Genomic DNA, 14,211 nt, shown 5'->3' with positions numbered 1-14,211 from the left:
CCGCTGTTACGGCGGCCGAAGCGCAGCAGGCCGCGCCCGCCGGCGGGCTCCCCCGCCCGGCTGCCGCCGGCGACCCGGCTGGCGAACTGGCCGAGTGCCACGACGGCGGCGGCCTGGCTCGGCTCGGCGGGATCCGGCCGATAGGTGTCGAAACGGACGTCGTTGAACCGCGGCGGTGGCAGCAGGGCCGCGACCAGATCGTCCGGGGGTACCTGAGGATGGCGGTCGACCAGACGTTCCGGCATTTCCACACCTTACGAAAAACCATCGGGCTGATGTTGTCCCAAGAAGTGTCACGCGAGCGAGCTCACATCTTTTTCGCCCCGGACGCTGTGACTTCCGGTCTCCCGCGTCCGGTCCGGTTGCTTTTCAGAAGGCACAATGGACGGCGCGGGCCCGGACAACCCGGGAAGACACGGCAACGGCACAGCACGACACGACACGACAACGGCACAGCACAACAACGGCACCGCACGGCGCAGCCCTGGAAGGCGCAGCGGCCCGGTGCGCCCCGGTGAGAATAGAGTTGCCGGAGTGCGCCACCTGTTGTCCGGCAATGCCGATGTCGCGGCCAGTACCCACTCGGCGGGCAGCGCCGATGTCACGGACGGTGCCGGCGTTACGACCGGTGCCGGTACCAGCAGCGGCGCCGTGGGCGCCGTCGACCTGGACGCCTGCTACCGGCTGCCGCCGCTCGCCGCCGGGCAGGTGCACGTCCGGTCGAACTTCGTCTCGTCGGTCGACGGGGCCACCGAGGTCGACGGCCGGTCCGGCGCCCTGGGCGGGAGCGCCGACCGCCGGGTCTTCCGGCTGCTGCGCTGGCTCGCCGACGTCGTCCTCGTCGGTGCCGGCACCGTGGTTGCCGAGGACTACGGGCCGGTCATCGTCCCGCCCGACCGGCGCGAGCGGCGGGTCGCGGCCGGGCAGGACGCGGTCCCGCCGGTCGCCGTCGTCTCCGCGGCCCTGCGGCTGGACCCGTCCGCCCGGCTGTTCGCCGCGCCGGTGCGCCCGCTGGTGCTGACCTGCGAGGCCGCGCCCCCCGCCCGGCGCAAGGCGCTCGCGGAGGTCGCCGACGTCCTGGTCTGCGGTGAACGCAGAGTGGATACCGCTGTGGCCCTGCGTGCTCTGGGCGAGCGAGGGCTGGGCCGCGTCCTGTGCGAGGGCGGGCCGTCCCTGCACGCCGACCTCGCGGACGCCGGCCTGCTCGACGAGCTGTGCGTGACCATTGCCCCGCTGCTCGCCGGCCCCGACCATCTGCGGATGGTCCGCGGCCGGCGCTGGCAGGCCCCACTGACGATGACGCTCAGTCAGGTCCTCGAGGAGGACGGCAACCTGTTCCTGCGCTACCTGCGCCGCTGACCAGCCGCGCGGCCACCGTGCGGCCACCGTGTGGCCACCCGTGGCGGACCGTGTCCAGAGCGGGTCGTCGCTCAGAGGAGCATGCCGGCGCCGACGGTGGCCCCGGTGGCCTCGTCGATGAGGAGCACGCTGCCGGTCGTGCGGTTGCGCCGGTACGGGTCGAAGCACAACGGCGCGGTCGTGCGCACCGTCACCCGGCCGATATCGTTCAGCCGCAGCTCGGCGACGGAGTCGTCCCGGTGCAGGGTGTCGACGTCCACCCGGTAGGCGATATTTTTGATCACGCTGCGGACGGACCGGGTGGTGTGCTTGATCGCGAGCCGGGCCCGGGGCCGCAGCGGCGCGTCCACCATCCAGCAGACCATCAGGTCGATGTCCTGACCGACCGCCGGCTGGTTCGCCGGCCGGGCGATCATGTCCCCGCGGGAGACGTCCAGGTCGTCCTCGAGCCGGACCGTCACCGACATCGGCGGGAACGCCTCCGCCACCGGCCCGTCATAGGTGTCGATCGCGGCGATGCGCGAGGTCAGCCCGGACGGCAGAACGATCACCTCGTCCCCCGGCTTGAGAACACCGCCGGCGACCTGGCCGGCGTAGCCGCGGTAGTCGTGCAGCTCGTCGGTGCGCGGCCGGACCACCCACTGCACCGGGAAACGGACGTCGATGAGGTTGCGGTCGGAGGCGATGTGCAGCTCCTCCAGGTGGTGCAGCAGCGAGGTGCCCTCGTACCAGGGGGTGCTCGGCGACCGGGAGACCAGGTTGTCCCCGCCGAGCGCGGAGATCGGGATGGTCGCCACGTCGACGATCTCCAGCTTGGCGACGAACGCCCGGAAATCGTCCTTGATCCTCTCGAACACGCCCTCGTCGAAATCGACCAGGTCCATCTTGTTCACGCACAGGACGAGATGGGGGACCCTCAGCAGCGACGCGAGGAAGGCGTGCCGCCGGGTCTGCTGGAGCACCCCCTTGCGGGCGTCGACCAGCAGCAACGCGAGGTCGGCGGTGGAGGCGCCGGTGACCATGTTGCGGGTGTACTGCACGTGGCCAGGGGTGTCGGCGAGAATGAACGACCGTTTCGGGGTGGCGAAGTAACGGTAGGCGACGTCGATGGTGATGCCCTGCTCACGCTCGGCCCGCAGCCCGTCGGTGAGCAGCGCCAGGTCGACATAGCCGTCCCCACGTTCCCGGCTGGTGCGCTCCACCGCGGCCAGCTGGTCGGAGAACAGCGACTTGGTGTCGAACAGCAGCCGTCCGATCAGCGTGGACTTGCCGTCGTCGACAGAACCCGCGGTGGCGACCCGCAGCAGTTCCCTCATCACACCTCTCCAGAACGCGTCCGGGCACCCGGAACCAACACCTGCGACACATCCGTCACGGTCATCGCGACCGCCACGGCCATCGGAAGGTCGAAAGAACTGCCCCGGCCATCGGAGGACGACCGCCGCAGCAGCCCATCGGAACCGCCGCAACGGCCATCAGAAATAGCCCTCCCGTTTGCGGTCCTCCATCGCCGCCTCGCTGACCCGGTCGTCGGCCCGGGTAGCGCCGCGTTCGGTGATCCTGGTGGTCGCGACCTCGGCGATCACCTCGTCGACCGTCACCGCGCCCGACGCGATCGCCCCCGTGCAGGACATGTCACCCACCGTCCGGTAGCGGACCTGGCGGGAGAGTACCCGCTCCCCCGCCAGCGGCGGTGTCAGCGGGGTCACCGCGAGCAGCATGCCGTCGCGCTCCACCACCTCCCGGGTGTGCGCGTAGTAGATCGACGGGATCTCCAGGTTCTCCTGCGCGATGTAACGCCAGATGTCGAGCTCGGTCCAGTTCGACAGCGGGAACACCCGGATGTGCTCGCCGGGCCGGTGCCGGCCGTTGTAGAGCGACCACAGCTCGGGACGCTGGTTCTTCGGGTCCCACTGGCCGAACTCGTCCCGGAAGGAGTAGAAGCGCTCCTTCGCCCGGGCCTTCTCCTCGTCCCGCCGCGCCCCGCCGAAGACGGCGTCGAACCTGTTCTCCTCGATGGTGTCGAGCAGCACCGGCGTCTGGAGCTGGTTACGGGAAGCGCCGGGACGGGTGTCCTCGGTGATGGTGCCGGCGTCGATGGCGTCCTGGACGGAGCCCACGACCAGGCGGGCGGACAGCTGCACGGCCCGGGCGTCCCGGAAGGCCATCACCTCGGGGAAGTTGTGGCCGGTGTCGATATGCACCAGCGGGAAGGGCAGCTTCGCCGGCCAGAACGCCTTCTCCGCGACCCGGAGCATGACGATCGAGTCCTTGCCGCCGGAGAACAGCAGCGCGGGACGCTCGAACTCGGCCACCACCTCGCGGAAGATGTGGATCGCCTCGGACTCGAGCGTCTGCAGATGGGTGAGCTCGTAGCCGATCGCGGGCACGCGGAATCCCCCGTCGAGAACAGTGGCGAAAGCCGGCGGATGATTCCACCCAACGTAGCCCACGAAGCGGCCCCCGGGACAGCGACTCCGGCGGGCGCGCGGCGACCAGCGGCCAGTAACCGTCGATCACTGATCGCCAGCCACTGATCGCCAGCCACTGATCGCCAGCCGGTGGCTGCCAGCCGGTGGGCGGCCGCTCGTGACCGGCACCGATCAGCCGGCACCGATCAGCGTCAGGATCTCGGCGGCCAGTTCGGGACGGCAGACCAGCAGGTCCGGCTGGAACGGGTCCGCCCGGTTGTAGACCAGCGCGGATCCGTCGAGCCGGCTGGTGTGCAGGCCCACCGCGCGGGCGACGGCCACCGGCGCGGCCGAGTCCCACTCGTACTGGCCGCCGGCGTGCAGATAGGCGTCTGCCGTGCCACGGACGACCGCCGCCACCTTCGCGCCGGCGGAACCCAGCGGCACGACCGTGCCACCCAGCGCCTCGGCCACCGTGCTGACCAGCGTGGGGGCCCTGGTCCGGCTGGCCACCAGCCGCGGGCCGCCACCACCTGCAGGCGGGGCGGGGGCGACAGCCGGGGCAGCCGGGGCAGCCGGCCTGTTGGTCGTCAGCGTGACGCCCTGCGCCGGGAGCGCGACAGCGCCCACGGCCAGCTCGCCGTCCTGCCACAGCGCCACGTGCACCGCCCAGTCGCAGCGGCCCGGCTCGCTGAACTCCCGGGTCCCGTCCAACGGGTCGATGATCCACACTCGGCGGGCGGTGAGCCGGGCGGGGTCATCGGCCGCCTCCTCGGACAGGACCGCGTCCTGGCCGCGGTGGCGGGCCAGCGCGGCCGCCAGCAGCGCCTGCGAACGGGTGTCGCCGGCGTCCCGCAGCGCGGCGGGATCGGCGAACCCCCGCTCGGCACGGATCCGCAGCAGCAGCGCGCCCGCGTCGGTGGCCAGCCGCGCCGCCAACGCGGCGTCATCGAGCGCGGGAACGACGCGGGCCGGGCCACCGGCAGCCGGAACAGCGGCGGCCGGGACGCCGGACGCCGGGCTGGCGGCAGCCGGGACACCGGACGCCGGGCTGGCGGCGGATGGGTCGCCAGCCGCCAGGGCACCGGATACGGGATCATCGGATGGGGAGCCGCCGGGGGCGGGCCCACCCGTGGCGGCGTCTACGGATATGCCGGGGGCTCCCCCGCCGGCGTCCGCCGGCCGCTGGCTGCTCATCAGCGGAAGTGTGCCACCTGTTGTGACGGCGGGCGGCGCGTCAGCCCGTCACAGGCGGCGGGATACGCACGCCAACCGTTACCGTCACCGGTGTGCGTACCACCGGTGAGAGGACCGCACTGCTGGTCGACGAAGCGCGTGCCGCGGAACTGACCGCTGCCTCGCTGCGCTGGCAGTCAGTGACACTGAGCGCTGTTCAGCTCGCGGAACTGGAGCTGTGGCTGTCCGGTGGGTATCCACCGCGAGGCGGCCTGCCACCAGCGCACGGACGCAACGGCCCAGCCGGCCCAAGCGGCCCAGCCGGCCCGGCCAGTTCCGCTCGGACGCCCTCGACGGCGCCCTCGCCGGCATCGGTCCCAGCGCCGATCTCCCCGGTACCGGCCTCGCCGCTGCCCGCGCAGCACCCGGCACCGCAGCACCCGGCATCGCAGTACATCGTGGACGCCGGGGGCGCCGGCGCCCAGGACGCCGAGAAGTTCCAGGCCGGTTCGACGGTCGCCCTGCGGGACTCCGAGGGCGTCATGCTCGCCGCGCTGCACCTGACCGAGGTCGTGGGCTCGGCCCTGTCCGGGACGGTCGAAGGGCTGCGGCTGCCCGAGCATCCCGACTATCCGGAGCTGCGCTTCACCCCGGCGGCGCTGCGCGCGGAACTGCTCCGGCGCGGCTGGACCGCCGCGGACGAGCCGGCGCCCGTCGCGGTGTGGGCCGACGGCCTGCTGCACACCGCGGACCTGGACCGCATCGAGGCGCTGGGCGCCGGCGGCGACGCTGTCGTCGTACTCGCCCCGGTCGGCGGGGCCGACTCCGCCGACGCCCGCCACCACCTGCGCATCCGCTGCCTGAAGGCGGCGCTGGCCACGATCGGCGACGTCCGGGCCATGCTCGCCCTGGTACCGGTGCGGCCGGTCACCCGTCTGACGGAGTCGGTCGCCTTCGGCCCGGAAAGCGTCATCCGCCCCGAGACCGTCACGGGCAGCGACAGGCAGGCGGCTGCCGGCCACAGCGGCGGCCACGCTGGCGGCGGCGGTGGCGGCGGCGGCGGTGACGGCGGTGACGGCCAGTACCGGCGCGGCGCCAGCCCGGAGATCGACGACCGTGACAGTGAGCCCGCCCTCGCCGGGGAGCTGGCCTACCGGATGCAGGTCTGCCTCGCCTACGGATTCAGCGCGATGACCGCGGGCCCGGCGCCCAGCGCCCCCGGCGCGGCCGCGCTGTCGATGCTGCTCGACCGCGGGACACGGCTGCCACCGCCGCTGACCCCGCCGGCGGTGGCGGCCGAGCTGGTCCGGGCGCAGCCGCCGCGCGGCGAGCGGGGCCTGACCGTGCTGTTCACCGGGCTGTCCGGCTCGGGCAAGTCGACGCTTGCCAAGCTGCTCGTGTGCCGGCTGCTGGAACGCGGGGACCGCAGGGTCACCCTGCTCGACGGGGACGTCGTCCGGCTGCACCTGTCCAAGGGGCTGGGGTTCTCCCGCGAGGACCGCAACGCCAACGTCCTGCGGATCGGCTTTGTCGCGGCGGCCGTGACCGCCGTCGGCGGGACCGCCGTCTGCGCCCCGATCGCCCCCTACGACGACGTCCGCCGCCAGGTCCGGGCGATGGTCGAGGACAGCGGCGGCGGGTTCGTCCTGGTCCATGTCGCCACCCCGCTCCAGGTCTGCGAGGCCCGGGACCGCAAGGGCCTCTACGCCAAGGCCCGCGCCGGCATCATCCCGTCCTTCACCGGCGTCTCCGACCCCTACGAGGAACCCACCGACGCCGACATCGTGATCGACACCGTGGACGCCTCCCCCCACGACGCCGTCCAGACCGTCCTCAGCCGCCTGCGCACCGACGGCTGGCTGGCCCCCTGACCCCGTCCCGTGCCAAGAACCCCACATCAGCGCACCGGCCGGCCGGCCGCATCCCGTCCGACTGGTGAAAGCCACCTCACGTCACGCATGAGAGTGAGGGCGGAAACGGCTGCTGTGGCGACCGTTTCCGCCCTCACTTCCATGGCCGGACCGTTTACGATCATGAAATTCCGGCCGGCTGGGGCAGATCGTTCCCGCCGTCCCGGCAGCGGTTGTCACCGACGGCCGGGCGGCATGCGTGCCGGGGAGTCAAAGCCGGCGCATACGGTGGCAGCAGTCGACGAAGGCCCGTGAGACGCTGTCGAGCGGGACGCCGGTGAGCACGCTGTCCGCCACGGCGCTCGCCGCGTATGCCACGGTCAGCGCCCGGGCGGGGGCATCCAGCACCGGCCACGGGTCGGCGTCGGGCGGCACGGCCCGGCCGCCGGCGGCGGTGTACCCGCGCAGGAACCGGCCCCACGCCGCCGGCGCCAGCACACCGGCGGCGTACCAGGCGGCCGGCCGGGCGAGATCCCACACCGGGTCCCCGGCGCCGAGATCGTCGACGTCGATGATCCGTAACCCCCGGCCGTCGAGCCGCAGCAGCTGGCCCAGATGCCAGTCCCCGTGCACGAGTACGCCCCCGGGCGCGGGGGCGGAGACGGGGGCCGCCCGGGCCAAGTGGTGGATCATATGGGTCGTACGAGTTGTGCGGGCCGTCCGGGTGCGGCCCGCGCGCGGGTGGGCGCCGGCCGTCTCCTCGGACAGGAGCGTCGCGTACGCGGCAAGGACCTCCCCCACGGCAGGGTCGCCGCCGGCCGAGGCGGGCAGGCCGGACAGCTTCGCCATCGCGCGCTCCACACCCCGGCGGACCCTCGCCGGCGGGACGGGCCCCCGCGGGGGTACCGCGTGCAGCCGGGCGAGCAGGGCCGCCGCCTGCTCCCACGGCAGGTCGTCGACGGCCGTCTCGGGTATCGCCGCGGGATCGTCCGGATACAGGGGCGTGCCCACCGGCCAGGCGCTGACGAGCCGGCCGCGGGCCCGGGTGAGCAGTCCCGGCGCGTCCGCGCCCGGGATGGGCAGGGGCGCGAGCAGGCTGTCGCTCAGCCGGGGATCGGCCGCCAGGCTCAGCCGCAGCGCGAGCTGCGCCGGATCCGTCCCCGGCGCGTGGGCCTTGAGGACGGCGTCGCCGTAACGCACCAGCAGCCTGTCGTGGCGGGCGGACAGGACAGCCGCGGCGGCCGGTTCCCGCTCCCCCACGACCCGCCGGCCGACCGCGGCCAGCGCGGCCACCAGCTCGGCATCGACGGCTCCGCCGCCGGTACGCTCACCCATCCGCGGGCCCGGGATCCGGGCACTCGGCGCTCACGGACCGATTCAACCAGGCCGCCCCGGACGGGACCGTGAACACCGGCCAACGAGCACCGGACGGCCGCGACGCCGGCGGGAACCAGCGGCCCTCCGGACGAGAGGAACATCCGCCATCCACCATGACGGCCCGGGGGCCGTCGGCACGGGAACGCAGGTTCGCGGCGACGATCGGGTCCATACCGTTCCTCGCTCAGTCCCTCGCGCGGGCCGTTCGGCATGTCGGTCCAACATGCCAATATCAGCATGTCGATCCGGAATATCAACCCGAAATGTCGACACGGTGTGCCGCCGTTGCGCGCCGGTAGGTGGTTCGGCGGCACACCGTGTCAGTGGACGGACAGCTCGTGGATGACCGGTGGATGGCTGGCGGGTAGCCGATATGGGCTCGGTGGGTGTCAGGTCAGTAGGCACCTTCCCGGCGCACCACCGCGAACAACGTCCGCCACAGGATGACGAAATCCATCGCCAGGGACCAGTTCTCGACATAACGCAGGTCCAGGCGGACGGACTCGTCCCACTCCAGATCGGACCGGCCACTGATCTGCCACAGCCCGGTGAGACCGGGCTTGACCATCAGCCGGCGGTGCACGTCGCCTTCGTAGCGGGCCACCTCCGCCGGCAGCGGCGGCCGCGGGCCGACCAGCGACATGTTCCCGTTGAGGACGTTGAACAGCTGGGGCAGCTCGTCGAGCGACCATTTGCGCAGAAAGCGGCCGATGGGGGTCACCCGCGGGTCGTCGCGTATTTTGAACAACAGGCCCTCGGCGCGCTCGTTCGCGGCGCGCAGCTCTTCCAGACGCTCCTCGGCATCGAGGTACATGGAGCGGAACTTGTACATGCGGAACGTCTCGCCGCTACGGCCCACCCGGGTCTGTTTGAATATCGCCGGGCCACGGCTGGTCACTCGGATAGCGATACCGACCGCCAACAGGAACGGCAGTGCGAGCAGCACCGCGGCCAACGCGAAAACGCGGTCGACGCATGCCTTGAGAACCCGGCGGGCACCGGTGAGCTCGGGTTCCTCGATATGCAGCAGAGGAAGCCCGGCGACCGGACGGATCGAGATCCGGGGGCCGGTGACGTCGGTGAGCGCCGAACTGACAAGAACGTCGATGTCGCTGCCCTCGAGGGCCAGCATCACCCGGCGGAGCGTTTCACCGTCCATCTGTGGGCAGATCGCGACGGTGGTCGCCATGGTCGCCCCGATGGCGGTGTGCAGGCTTTCCAGCGTCCCCACTATGGGAACGCCGAGCAGGTCGAAGCCGCTGCGTTCGAGCCGGTCGTGGCTGTGCCGGCCGGGCAGGCGGTCCAGGCAGACGCCGACCATGGACCAGCCCGCCGTCGGGTCGCGCTGGGCCAGCCGGACGAGGGTCGCCGCGGCGTCACCGGAGCCTATGACCAGGACTCTGTGCAGGCAGCGCCCACCACGGCGCATACGGTGCAGGATCCCCCGCCCGCAGCAGCGCCCGACGACCGCGAGCAGCGTCGCCATCGGGAACGCGATGAGGACGTAACTTCGGGCGATCTCAAGTTTCGTCGCGTAGGAGATGACCGCGACGCACGCGGTGAGCCGGGCGGACGCGTTGATGACCCGCCTGAACTCCTCCGAACCACCGCCGAGAAAACGCCCTTCGTAGGCGCGCCCGAACGCCATCGACAGCACCCAGGCCAACGGCAGTACGCCGCTCATCACAATATACGGCCAGGACGACGCAGGGTTGTCGCCGAAACGCACCAGGAAGGCCATGAGCGCCGCCAGGACGCAGCCGGCCGCGTCGAACATCGCGAGCAGCCGGACGTATCTGCGCTCCCAGCCGACCTGGGCCCGGTAGGCAATATCCTTCTGAACCGTCTCCGGAACCGGCGGTAACGGCTTTGCCGACCGGCTGGGCAGTCGCTGCCGGACGAGCCGGGAAACGTCGACGAAAGCAGGGTCGTTGTGCGGCCAGACGCTGAGGACGGGTATAACGGGTGCCGCTGCGGCACCCGTCGGCGTCCGCGCGCCATCGGGCATGGTTTCTGTCACTGCCAGTCCCCCCCAGGACTCGGGCAAGTTACTGTCCGCTGGGATTGAAAAATTTTGGTTTGCTTCGGTCCGGGCCAGGAGGCTACCCGGCCGGCATGCGACCGGACACCTTCCGCAACCATTACGCGCGGCCGTCCCTCCATGGCACACGGACGCCCACGTGAATCGTTACGGCCACCGTGGAAAAACACGGACGGTATCGAGACCAGTCCTTACCACGAACCGTCCGGCGACCACCGGACATCGCTCCACGCCCATCGAACTCCCCCACCCGGACAGCCGGCTGACAACAACGGAAAAAATATACTGGCACTGCTGGACAGATAATCCAGCAACCTCCTTGCGACTACAGAAAGCAACTGGCCGGATGGTACGGACAAACGGCCGTGAACATGTGGCGGATACTAGCAGAGGCGTCGCACGGTTCACGGCATGAGGCAAACCCACCCGGCAGTCGCCGACAGGCGGCAGGCGACAGCCTTAATTGCAACGTAATGCCCTCTTTATCCGGGGGGAACCGGGCGGACGGAGGGCCATATGCTCACCACATACACACGAGAAGATGCGGAAAGTTATTCCCCTGGCGAGGCAACGCCATTTCGCTGCGAAAAGTTATTCCGTAGCTACTGAAAGAAGCGGAGGCGTGAGGGAAGCGCCGGTGCCGGCACCCGCATCCGCCAGGGGCGGAGCCGCGACCGATGCCGCGGCCGACGCCGTGGCCGAACCGGCACCCGGCTGAACAGGCACCCAGCTAAACAGACACCTGGAAAAACCAGCACCTGGCCACGCTCGCGCCCGGCCAAACCCGTGCCCGGCCAAACCAACGCCCGACCAAACCAACGTTTGGTCAAACCCATGCCCGGCTGAACCAACGTTTGGCCAAAACGGCGCCCGGCCAGGAGGCCGGGGCTCATCCGGCGAGAAGCCGGTACGTCCGGCGAACCGCCCCGGGGCGGCCTATAACAGGACCGTCTCTACGGCAGGACCGCCCGTGACAGGGCCGCCTACGGCAGGGCCGCGACGAGGTCGGCGACCGGCTTGCGGACACCGGTGAAGAACGGTGTCTCCAGGCGGGTGTGCGCCCGCGCCCGGCTGGCGCGCAGGTGCCGCAGGCAGTCGACGATCCGGTGCAGCTCGTCCGCTTCGAAGGCCAGCAGCCACTCATAGTCACCCAGCCCGAACGCGGCCACCGTGTTCGCCCGGACGTCGGGGAACTCCCGGCCCATGATCCCGTGCTCGGCGAGCATGCCGCGGCGTTCGTAGTCGGGCAGCAGGTACCACTCCAGCGACCGGTTGAACGGGTAGACGCACACGTACGCCTTCGGGTCCTCGCGCCGGACGTAGGCGGGCACGTGGTTGCGGTTGAACTCGGCCGGCCGGTGCAGGCCGACCGACGACCACACCGGTGCCAGCGCCCGCCCGAGAGCGCTCTGGCGGAACCGCTGGTAGGTCTCCTGGAGCAGGTCGGGGTCGGGGCTGGTCCACCACAGCAGGACGTCGGCGTCCGCCCGGTAGCCGCTCAGGTCGTAGACGCCCCGGGTGTAGACGTCCTTGGCGAGCGCCCCGTCCAGCAGGTCCTCCACCTCGGCCGCGATCGCCGTCCGGTCCGCGGGCAGGGCGTCACGCGCCGCAAAGACCGACCAGGACGTGTAGAGCAGCTCGGCGTTGAGATCCCGGGCGGAGGGGACGGGACCGCCTCGGGAGCTCCCGGTCGCGGGAGTCTCGGTGATGGCTGTGGGAGTCTCGGGCATGGCCCAATTGTCGCCTACCGGGCCGGCGGAGGCCCGCGGGTACCCACGGTTGCGCGCGGAGCCCCATCCCACCGGCCGTGATCATCTGCCGGGCCGGCAGGGGCCCGCCAGCACCCCACGGGCACCCCCGGAGCCCGGTCACCATCCACGAACGAGCCACCGTCCACGAACGGGCCACCGTCCGGGAACGGGCCCGGCACCCGGGACGCCGGGTCACCGACCGGAAGCGGACCACCGCTCAGGCCGGCCGCGGACCGCGAACGGGCCGCGTCCGGAACGCCGGGTCACTGGCCGACCCGGACCGCATCGTCGGAACGCAGCACCGTCTCCGCCGCGGCCTCACCGGAGCGGACACACGCCGCGATGCCCACCCCGTCGTACCCGGCGCCGGCCAGCGCGAGACCGGCCGGCAGCATCCCGCGCACCACCGCCGTCCGCTCGAGATGGCCGGGCAGGTACTGCGGGAGCGCAGCGTCCCACCTGGTCACCCGGCTCGCCAGCGGCCGGGCCGTCAGGCCGGTCGCGGCGGCCAGCTCGGCCGCGACGACACCGGCGAGCTCGACGTCGGAACGTTCCAGATCGCCTTCGTCGCCGGCCCGGCCGACGCTCGCCCGCACGACGCTCAGGCCGGGGTCCGTCGACACGTGCGGCCACTTCGCGGACAGGAACGTGGCCGCCTTCATCACGTTGCCCTGGCTCGGCGGGACGAGGTAGCCGCTGCCCCGCGGCAGCTGTACCCCGCGGTAGAGCAGCGTGATCAACGCCACCGACGTGTACGGGACCGCGGCCAGCGGCGCGGCCACGTACGGCGCCACCGGGCTGAGCAGCCGCCGGGCCTCGGGCACGGGTACGGCGAGGATCACCGCGTCGGCGTCGACGTCCCAGGCGCTGTGTCCGCCGACGGCGTCGGCGCCAGGGCCGGCCGCGATGCCGGCCTCGATGTTGGCTGTGAGGCCGGCTGTGAGGCCGGCTGTGAGGCCGGCTGTGAGGCCGGCTGTGAGGCCGGCATCGGGGCCGGGGCCTGTGCCCGCGCCGGTGTCACCGCCGGCGCCGTCCGGCACGGCCCGCGGCCCACGGCCGACGAGGCTCACCCGCCAGCCGGCGGCGGTCTGGCTGAGCCTGCGCACGCGCGTCCCCAGCAGGATCTCCGCCTCGCTGGCGTCCGCGACGGCCGCGGCGAAGCGGCCCAGACCACCGCGCACCGAGGCGAACACCGGGGCGGACGCGGGGTCGGCCGGCGCGGTACGGGCCCGCGCCCGGTACGCCCCGAGCAGCAGCGAACGGCTCTCGGACATGATCGGGGCCAGCTGCGGGACCGTGGCCCGCAGCGACATGGCGTCGGCCCGCCCCGCGTACACCCCGCCGAGCAGCGGATCCACCAGGCGTTCGACGACCTGGCGGCCGACCCGGGCACCCACGAAGCCGCCGACCGTGGGATCGGCCGGCAGCGGGGTGTGCGGCAGCACCAGATCGGCCGCGGCGCGCACGAGCCCGGCCGGGGAGAGCACCCGGGAGCGCAGCAGGCCGACCACGTCGGTCGGGACGCCGAGCAGGGTCCGCGGCGGCAGCGGGCGCAGCCGGCCGGAGATCAGCAGCGACGCGCTGGTGGTGGCCGGGTGGACGATGTCGTGGCCGAGGCCCACATGACGGGCCAGCCGCACCGCGTCCGGCACCCGGACGAGGAACGACTCGGCGCCCTCCTCAAGCTCGAGCCCCTCGAACGGGGTCGTCCGCAGCTTGCCCCCGACCCGGTCGGCGGCCTCCACGACGGTGACCTGGGCTCGGCCCCGCAGTGCATGGGCGGCCGCAAGCCCCGCGACACCCGCTCCGACCACGACGACCCGCATGCAGACCCGCTCCTCCCGTTACGGCCACCTCACCCGATACGCCTGGCCACCGTCCGCGCACCGGCCGCCATTGTCCAGCGGCGTGCCGGCCCGGGCCGACGGCCGCATGTTGCGTGACCCGCACCAGTTTCCTCCCGCGTCCGCCCGCCGGACCGCGACGGGCGAAGATTGCCCGGCAAGGGTGAGGAAAGGCACCCGGCCGCCCACACGGCGTCACATAACATCGCATAAAGTCACTTAAGACCTACGCCGCGCCACAGCGGATACCGTGCGGCGCCACACGATGCCGCCCGGGCCGCACCGCGCCGCCCGTGACGGCCAGCTCCAGCCCGACTTCCCGTGCCAGGCGCCACACGATGCCGCGCGGGCCGCACCGCGCCGCCCGGGCCGCACGATGCCGCATGAGCCGTGGGCCGCACC

Annotated in this window: 9 protein-coding genes and 1 pseudogene; 2 read left to right on the top strand and 8 right to left on the bottom strand. The window is 72.3% G+C overall.

All coding sequences use genetic code 11. The annotated features are described in order from the left end of the window. Nucleotides 1-245 (bottom strand): annotated as a pseudogene (locus NBX02_RS08765) (cell division protein ZapE); the annotation flags it as partial. 289 nt (nucleotides 246-534) lie between these two features. Between NBX02_RS08765 and NBX02_RS08760 the strand changes: the two are divergent. After that, the gene (locus tag NBX02_RS08760) at nucleotides 535-1,359 is read left to right on the top strand and encodes a pyrimidine reductase family protein (protein WP_250290855.1); all 825 of its coding nucleotides are present in this window, start codon (nucleotides 535-537) and stop codon (nucleotides 1,357-1,359) included. 71 nt (nucleotides 1,360-1,430) lie between these two features. Here NBX02_RS08760 and NBX02_RS08755 read toward each other — a convergent pair whose 3' ends face one another. The 3 genes from NBX02_RS08755 to NBX02_RS08745 all read right to left on the bottom strand — a co-directional run bounded on the left by NBX02_RS08755 (nucleotide 1,431) and on the right by NBX02_RS08745 (nucleotide 4,709). Then, complete coding sequence (locus NBX02_RS08755) at nucleotides 1,431-2,675, bottom strand: GTP-binding protein (RefSeq protein ID WP_250282118.1); 1,245 nt, start codon at nucleotides 2,673-2,675, stop codon at nucleotides 1,431-1,433. 159 nt (nucleotides 2,676-2,834) lie between these two features. Beyond that, a complete protein-coding gene (gene cysD / locus NBX02_RS08750; protein ID WP_250282138.1) occupies nucleotides 2,835-3,749 on the bottom strand; it encodes a sulfate adenylyltransferase subunit CysD in 915 nt (304 codons plus the stop codon). A gap of 213 nt (nucleotides 3,750-3,962) precedes the next feature. After that, nucleotides 3,963-4,709, bottom strand: a complete 747-nt coding sequence (locus tag NBX02_RS08745) for an inositol monophosphatase family protein (RefSeq protein ID WP_250282140.1) — start codon at nucleotides 4,707-4,709, stop codon at nucleotides 3,963-3,965. Nucleotides 4,710-5,059: 350 nt separating this feature from the next. Between NBX02_RS08745 and cysC the strand changes: the two genes are divergently transcribed. Then, on the top strand, nucleotides 5,060-6,817 hold the full coding sequence (cysC, locus tag NBX02_RS08740) for an adenylyl-sulfate kinase (RefSeq protein ID WP_250290853.1): 1,758 nt from the start codon (nucleotides 5,060-5,062) through the stop codon (nucleotides 6,815-6,817). Nucleotides 6,818-7,066: 249 nt separating this feature from the next. Here cysC and NBX02_RS08735 read toward each other — a convergent pair whose 3' ends face one another. The 4 genes from NBX02_RS08735 to hemG all read right to left on the bottom strand — a co-directional run bounded on the left by NBX02_RS08735 (nucleotide 7,067) and on the right by hemG (nucleotide 13,791). Continuing rightward, nucleotides 7,067-8,131: a phosphotransferase gene (locus NBX02_RS08735; protein WP_250282120.1), complete on the bottom strand. Its 1,065-nt coding sequence runs from the start codon at nucleotides 8,129-8,131 to the stop codon at nucleotides 7,067-7,069. A 436-nt stretch (nucleotides 8,132-8,567) separates the two neighbouring features. After that, on the bottom strand, nucleotides 8,568-10,193 hold the full coding sequence (locus tag NBX02_RS08730; protein WP_445548331.1) for a sugar transferase: 1,626 nt from the start codon (nucleotides 10,191-10,193) through the stop codon (nucleotides 8,568-8,570). A 1,004-nt stretch (nucleotides 10,194-11,197) separates the two neighbouring features. Then, complete coding sequence (gene hemQ / locus NBX02_RS08725) at nucleotides 11,198-11,944, bottom strand: hydrogen peroxide-dependent heme synthase (protein WP_250282122.1); 747 nt, start codon at nucleotides 11,942-11,944, stop codon at nucleotides 11,198-11,200. 284 nt (nucleotides 11,945-12,228) lie between these two features. Then, complete coding sequence (hemG, locus tag NBX02_RS08720) at nucleotides 12,229-13,791, bottom strand: protoporphyrinogen oxidase (protein WP_250290851.1); 1,563 nt, start codon at nucleotides 13,789-13,791, stop codon at nucleotides 12,229-12,231. Nucleotides 13,792-14,211: the final 420 nt, after the last annotated feature.

The organism is Protofrankia sp. CiP1_Cm_nod1, from assembly GCF_920888515.1.
Taxonomy (GTDB): Bacteria; Actinomycetota; Actinomycetes; order Frankiales; family Frankiaceae; genus Protofrankia.
The sequence above is the reverse complement of the archived record's forward strand: the minus strand, read 5'-3'. Positions and strand labels throughout refer to the sequence as shown.

Bases quoted from the DNA above. Each gene is read 5' to 3' on its own strand.
- NBX02_RS08755 (WP_250282118.1), bottom strand. From the start codon at position 2,675: ATGAGGGAACTGCTGCGGGTCGCCACCGCGGGTTCTGTCGACGACGGC.
- NBX02_RS08735 (WP_250282120.1), bottom strand. From the start codon at position 8,131: ATGGGTGAGCGTACCGGCGGCGGAGCCGTCGATGCCGAGCTGGTGGCC.
- hemQ (WP_250282122.1), bottom strand. From the start codon at position 11,944: ATGCCCGAGACTCCCACAGCCATCACCGAGACTCCCGCGACCGGGAGC.
- hemG (WP_250290851.1), bottom strand. From the start codon at position 13,791: ATGCGGGTCGTCGTGGTCGGAGCGGGTGTCGCGGGGCTTGCGGCCGCC.